The sequence below is a fragment of the Acinetobacter sichuanensis genome (assembly GCF_003024515.2).
In the GTDB taxonomy this organism is placed as follows: domain Bacteria; phylum Pseudomonadota; class Gammaproteobacteria; order Pseudomonadales; family Moraxellaceae; genus Acinetobacter; species Acinetobacter sichuanensis.
The window spans coordinates 1-3,270 of record NZ_PYIX02000104.1; the positions used below are offsets into that span (position 1 = coordinate 1).

Consider the following 3,270-nt stretch of genomic DNA (forward strand, 5'->3'; position numbering starts at 1 on the left):
AGACATTGATTTCTCCTGATTGTTAGAAAAAAAAGTATCCGATATTTGTCTTAAAAATCAGATTTGTTTGTATAATATGAATGCAGTTCATTCACAATAAAATCAAAGCGTAAATATGACATATCGAGGCGAAATAGAGGGATTGAGAGCTATTGCAGTACTGCTCGTTTTATTTAATCACTTACAAATTCAGATATTCAAAGGAGGGTATATTGGTGTTGATATCTTCTTTGTCATATCCGGTTTTCTTATCACAATGATGATAAAAAAAGAAATTGAAAATAGTGAATTCAAAATTGCTAACTTTTATAAAAAAAGAGTTATTAGAATTGCACCTGCTTATTTTTTTGTACTTTTGATTACGTCTATTTCAGCATTTTTCTTATTGACTTCATACGATTTAATTAGTTATTTCAAATCTGCATTAGCCTCGTCCTTTTTTGTATCTAATTTCTATTTTTGGAAAACAGCGGGTGGCTATTTTTCAGAGAATAGCCAAGAACTATTCTTATTACACTTCTGGTCTCTTTCTGTTGAAGAGCAGTTCTACTTAACATGGCCTCTCTTACTTTTTATATTTTTTAAATTTTCAAAAAATTTTAAAAGAACTACGTACGTCATAGCATTGGCAATCATATTCGGAGCAATATTTTCTGAATTTGTAGCTCTTAGATATAATAGTATTTCTTATTTTTCCCCAATTACAAGATCATTTGAACTATTAATTGGTGCTTTATTGGTATTTACACCTAACATTAAAATTAACAGAATTACAGCTGAAATACTCTACCTAATCTCCGTATTAATCTTGATATACTGTACTTTAACATTCAATGAAAAAACTATTTTTCCTGGATATGCTGCATTATTTCCTTGCCTAGCCACAGCTACAATAATATATATAAATAATAAAGAATCTTTAATCTTTAAAATATTATCAATAAAACCTATGCGCTTCATTGGGAAAATATCATACCCAATGTACCTATGGCACTGGCCAATTATTGTGATATTCAACATATTAATGATAGAAATAAACTTCTATATCGGATTATTTATTACATTATTAACAATATTATTGTCTTATTTAACATATATTCTATTAGAAAAACCAATACAAATTAAATCTAAAAATCTCAACAACATAAAAGTTTTTACCTATGGATATTTCATACCAACTCTCTTTCTATTTTGTTGCACGTTGTCGATTATTTTTCTGAAAGGAATGCCTCAACGATTCAACGAGTCGATTAACAATTCAAGCTATGCACTAACAACCTACCCCTCTAGAATAAGAAATATGTGTCATTCATCAAAAGAAGGCTTTGATCCAGCTAATTGTATTTTGGGTAATAACAAAGAGGAAAGTTCTTTTATTATTGTTGGTGACTCTATTGCTAACCATTTTACACCGATGATTGATATTTTTGCAAAAGATGCAAATATAAAAGGGCATGATTATACAAAAGATCGTACAGCATTTTTACCACATACAAAACTTTTTAATGAAAATGGTATTGAGGATAAGGCATTTATAGCAAGAAATAATGAAATTATTAAGATTATTGAAAGTGGCAAATATAAAAAAATTATTCTATCAGGTGGATATTATAGTATTTTCAATAATGAAAAACTTTACTCATCTACTCAGCCTATAGAAAACTTAAATTCTGTGGAAGCAGGTTTAACATACGCAGTTGAATTAATCACTAAAAGTGGAGCTACACCCATTATTATATATCCCACCCCAAGACTTGAAAACATCAATAATAAATGTGCTGTAAAAAAACAGTTATATAATTTAAATATCTCGTGCGAAATTTCAATTAAACAACTTCATGAACAGTCTCAAAAATTCAATACTTTCATGTTGAGCTTAAAGAGGTTATATCCCACAATAGAAGTGATAGATACCACAAAAGCAAGTTGTGATAAGAAACTCTGTTATTCATCTATCAATTCTATTCCATTGTACTTGGACAAAAGTCATCTAAATCACATTGGATCTAAATTATTGGCAGAAAAATATTTGAGCATGTTTAAAAACCCACTCCTTTAGGGAGCGGGAGTATCATCAATAAAATACATTGGGTTTAAATATCCTACTTTAAGTGGGGTCGGATAGTTTGATGAGCCAACGGTTGCTCTACAATTTAAACTAAATAAAACAGGACCCAATACATTAATCCCAGTCATATCCCCATCGTATTCACAATTTTGAAAACCTTTTGGTGATGCAGTATTAAATAAAACAGTAGAGATAGAAGTATCTTTTTTAAACTTACAGTCAGTAAATATCCACTGCCCAAGTACTGCCTTTGTATTCACTTGACGTGCCGAAACTACTTTTAGTTTATTCGCATCTAAATTTTGAAAGTAATTTGAATCAGCTTGGATTTCGGTTCTCCCACAATTATTAATATAAACATCATAACCAAAGTTACTATTATACTTATTAAAACCTCGACCTATAATTCTACAAACTCCACCATGTCGAATATTCTCAGCTCTATACGTCTGCATTGCTGGAAAAGCTATCGCATTATCAAGTGGCATAACTGTAAGTGCCAGTCTAGTTGAATTTGGAGCATAAATTGTGTCTAGAACAATATGTGACGGTGCTTTAAGATCTGCCAGTGGATTAATTCCAAACCCGTAAATAGTTTGCATATTATTAGTACAACGTAAATTTTGAATAATAACTTCATCAAAAAAACGTCTTGGTGATGCATAAAAATCTGCTGGAACAACCCCTGAACTTGTCAAAAATACAATACCATGTGTAGTTACATTATTTGCATAAAAGCGCCCTGTGCTCAAACAAATATCTGTACGATTTGTTACTCCTGAATGGATTGTTCCACCTTCAATATTTAAATCTCGACCAGACCATGCAATTGATTCAATATTACAATTGATAAAATTGTAATTATTACCCCAGTGCGTGCCTGCTCTTTTAAATTTCGAGTTATGTACAAATACATTTGAACCATGTCGACCATCCAATTCTGTACGTCCTCGACTTGCTTTCATATCATAAATAAATGTATCACATGTATTTGCAATGCTGATTCCATAACCAAGCCCATCGTAATCAGTATCTCTAAGAACACCGTATAAACGTGTATTATTTGCTTGGACACCTATCAAAGTTTTAAAGTTTGCAGTCGCTTCCATAGAGTCAACATGCAAGTCTGTACTATCGCGTCTTATCCCAATAATACCAGTTGTAGCACTTCCCTCTCCAACAATACCAACATTCCCAATCCT

The 3,270-nt window shown here is 31.3% G+C and carries 2 protein-coding genes; one reads left to right on the forward strand and one right to left on the reverse strand.

The window, feature by feature from the left end; all coding sequences use genetic code 11:
- The first annotated feature begins 115 nt into the window (after positions 1–115).
- The gene (locus C9E89_RS21930) at positions 116–2,059 is read left to right on the forward strand and encodes an acyltransferase family protein (RefSeq protein WP_107010221.1); all 1,944 of its coding nucleotides are present in this window, start codon (positions 116–118) and stop codon (positions 2,057–2,059) included.
- Here C9E89_RS21930 and C9E89_RS23470 read toward each other — a convergent pair.
- Positions 2,056–3,270 (reverse strand): hypothetical protein (locus C9E89_RS23470; protein WP_171405202.1); only part of this gene is annotated, 1,215 nt, incomplete at its 5' end. The genes C9E89_RS21930 and C9E89_RS23470 overlap by 4 nt on opposite strands.

What these genes read in the sequence shown, in the direction of transcription:
- C9E89_RS21930 (WP_107010221.1), top strand. Translation starts at nt 116, where the DNA reads ATGACATATCGAGGCGAAATAGAGGGATTGAGAGCTATTGCAGTACTG.